Raw genomic sequence first — 3,152 nt, forward strand, 5'->3', positions numbered from 1 at the left:
GACTTTGCTGTCGGGACGCATCATGGCGGACTGGCTCCAGAAAGAAATCGGGAGCGCAGCATCGGGCTTCAGGTAGTCGCTTGGAATGTGGGCTTCATGGAGCGGACACGATGCATCTGCCAACAAACCAGCCACTGGTAACCGACTTTCATCTAGGCAATCTGCTCAACGTACTTATGTACCTTGTCAGCTGTTAGGCGTTTGGGGAATCGAGTCCTACCCCCTGAAGTCGAATCCCGCCGGAGATTGCGTCGTCACGTAATGCGCCAGGTAATTGTCCAGGACGGTTTCTGGATCATCGAGCAGACGATAATCAGCAAAGTTATCGCCCTGGACGTGATAGACCTTCCCATCGCGCTTTTCTTCGTCAAGAAACAGGGCATCGCCCGCATCAGTCAACAGCCAGCAACGCAAATAGTGCTCGGAGTTCGCCTGGATGCTTTTGACGAAATCCCTGATCACGGCCTTCTTCACCCCACGCAACACTCGATAGCGTTCGATTGACAGACGTCCGCTGTAGGAAAACGGGGTGTTGGTCCAATCAATGGACAGATAGGAATCCTCGGTCAGCATGAAAGAATTGAAATAGCGATACAGTTCCTTCCAACGGGGCGGCAGCATCGCACATTTTCTTTCGAACTCTGCCCCCTCTGCTACAAGTGTTTCCGGAATCAAATAGAAGAACAGGTTCAGTGCGCGCCCTTCAGCCGCTAGCGATGCTATCCAAGTACCCTGAAAACGCCTGCACAGCACTATCGGCACCGCGTACTCACTCTTGATCGCCGCCACTGTACGAGGAAAGGCGGCAGCAAAGCCAGGAAACATTTCATCTACGGAGGCGCCTAGTTTATCGATCACCACGCTGCTCAGCCGCTGACGCTGGGCATCACCAACATCGACTGTCCGCGTGCAGACCAGATCATACATAGTCTTATCAAGCATCAAATGCCTCCAGCGTTCAGTTTTAGGAAAGCCTGTATCTGCTTCTCGATTTTCTCCGCCAACAGCATCTGCGTATCCTGTAAATTGCGGATATATGTTGTATTCAGCCCTTGACCACGGTGAGTCTCCCATTTTAGGTTGGCGCCTTTCGAAGCATTGAGCGACTGCGGCAGCGGCTGCAGATTTCCAAGCCCGACACGGTCCTGAATAATGTCAGTCATCTGTGATCGGGTGAGTCTATCGAATCCATCCATTTCAATAATCCTGCTAACCGGGAAAATATGATCAACCGCCAGCACTTGACCAGCAGATGGCGCAATGAACTTGTGTTTTTCCATCGGATCTAGGTAGCCATTGCCCTGAAACCTGTCGCTCATCGCCTTGGTGACCGTGGTAATCCGCTTGCCAAGGCTCGGGATAAAGATCCCGCCGTATACGGTACCGCGTGACATTGGAGGTGGCACGTACACCGAATTACGATAGTAGTTGGCCCCCGCCCGCACCGTCGAGCGCGCTGCATCAGTGGTCGCCCGCAAGGCCAGGCCACCGGCCAGGGTGCTGGTGAGCATGCGCAGGCCATCCTCGGCAATCTGCGCACCCTCGGTTTGCGTCAGGTAGCGATCCGCCGCGCTGGCTGTCCTGTCGAAGACACCCTGTGGGTCATTCAACACCTCGCTGCCCAGGCGGGACAAGCCTTCCAGTGCCTGGTCGCGGAGCTGTGCATCGGTCACCAACCCGGCCATTATCGCCGTGCTGTCGAGCATGTCCAGCGCCGCATTGGAGACCCCACGCACAGCGCGCAACGCCAGCATCTGCACCTGGCTGTCGGCGCCTTCTATTCGCGGACCAAGGGCAGCGCCCAACGTCGTGCGGGCTTCGCTGGACCAGTTCAGCAGGCTCTCGTAGCTGATGTCGGACGTCTCCGGTATTGAACCCTCGACGATGTCGTCCGCGCCAGCCGCGAACCAGGGATAATTGCCGGCGTCATTTGCCCCTGGCAGGGCTGGCTTTGGGCGATATCAACGACCTGAACCCTGGTGATGTGCTACTTGCGCACGCCCGCCTCGATCAACCCCTGACCTTGAGTAGCACACAGGGCGCCCCCCTGGCGACCGGTTACCTGGCTCGCCGCCAGGAATGCCTGGCGCTGCAACTGATTCCCTGAATTCGCGGAGAAAACCAACATGACCACCGTTATCGATGCCATCGAGCTGGAAGAACCCCAGCCCGTCAACAACAGCGCCCTTGCACCGCTCATCAAGCGCGATCTGGGCCTGATCAAGCACGTTCGTGTAGAGCTCAGCGTTGAGCTGGGCACGGCAGAAATGACCGTCGACGAGCTGTTCGCGTTGAAGGCCGGCGATATCGTCAAGCTGCTGCAGCAGGTCAACGAGCCGGCGCGGCTGAGCCTCGATGGCAAAGCCGTAGCCCGCGGCAACCTGGTGGCGGTGGACGACAACTTCGGCCTGCAACTGACGGAAATCCTGTGAGCACAGTGACCGACCAACTCGCAGCGCCACCGCCATTGCCGCTGCGTTACGACGACCCCATCTCGCTGATGCTGATCATCAAGACCCTGGCCATCACCGCCCTGCTGCTGGCGGTGGCCTACGTGGTGCTGCGCTGGTACAGCCGGCGCGGCAACGTGGGCATCGGCGCGCGCAACGAACAGGCGGGGCTGCACTGCATTGCCAACCTGCGCCTGTCGCCGCGCACCCGGGTATTCCTGGTCAAGACCGCCAACGAACAAGTTCTGATTACCGAAACGCCGACCGGCGCGACGGTGACCCGCCTGTCCGGCCCGGCGCCGGCGACGCTTGCTGACTGAGTGCCTGCCATGCCTCTTCCCGATCACCCACCAACCAGCGATTCGTCATGTTCAGCCGCCCCCAACTGATTGCCCTGCTCTGCCTCGTTTCCGGTCCGTCCATGGCTGCTGGCGTCAACGCCCCCTGGGACAGCTTCGCTGCGTCGTCCCTGGGCTCGCCTGTCAGCGTGTTCTCCATGCTCACGCTACTCTCGCTGTTGCCCTTTGGCATGATCGCCCTGACTACCTTCACCCGGAACATCGTGGTGCTGTCCCTGGTGCGCCACGCCCTCGGCTTGCAACAAACGCCGCCGAACATCGTGCTGATCGTGCTGGCTCTGTTCCTTACCCTGTTCATCATGGCGCCGACGCTGGAGAGCACCTACCAGGCCGGGGTCAAGCC

At 58.9% G+C, this 3,152-nt stretch carries 5 protein-coding genes and 1 pseudogene; 4 read left to right on the plus strand and 2 right to left on the minus strand.

The features are described 5' to 3' along the window. Window positions 1-216: 216 nt before the first annotated feature. Complete coding sequence (locus HU770_RS26640; RefSeq protein ID WP_095064511.1) at window positions 217-942, minus strand: hypothetical protein; 726 nt, start codon at window positions 940-942, stop codon at window positions 217-219. After that, entirely contained in the window at window positions 942-1,706 is a 765-nt protein-coding gene (locus HU770_RS26645) for a hypothetical protein (RefSeq protein ID WP_186666555.1), read from the minus strand. The genes HU770_RS26640 and HU770_RS26645 overlap by 1 nt, the downstream gene beginning before the upstream one ends. Before the next feature lie 245 nt (window positions 1,707-1,951). Here HU770_RS26645 and HU770_RS26650 point away from each other — a divergent pair, with 245 nt between their 5' ends. From HU770_RS26650 to HU770_RS26665, 4 genes and pseudogenes are all read left to right on the plus strand, one after another. Beyond that, a complete protein-coding gene (locus HU770_RS26650) occupies window positions 1,952-2,107 on the plus strand; it encodes a hypothetical protein (protein ID WP_186666557.1) in 156 nt (51 codons plus the stop codon). Between the two features lie 19 nt (window positions 2,108-2,126). Then, complete coding sequence (locus HU770_RS26655) at window positions 2,127-2,432, plus strand: FliM/FliN family flagellar motor switch protein (RefSeq protein WP_095064508.1); 306 nt, start codon at window positions 2,127-2,129, stop codon at window positions 2,430-2,432. Further along, entirely contained in the window at window positions 2,429-2,770 is a 342-nt protein-coding gene (locus HU770_RS26660; protein ID WP_256577310.1) for a flagellar biosynthetic protein FliO, read from the plus strand. Before HU770_RS26655 ends, HU770_RS26660 begins: the two co-directional genes overlap by 4 nt. 47 nt (window positions 2,771-2,817) lie before the next feature. Further along, window positions 2,818-3,152, plus strand: a pseudogene (locus HU770_RS26665) (flagellar type III secretion system pore protein FliP); the annotation flags it as partial.

Source organism: Pseudomonas sp. SWRI68 (genome assembly GCF_014269165.1).
GTDB classification, from domain to species: Bacteria; Pseudomonadota; Gammaproteobacteria; order Pseudomonadales; family Pseudomonadaceae; genus Aquipseudomonas; species Aquipseudomonas capeferrum.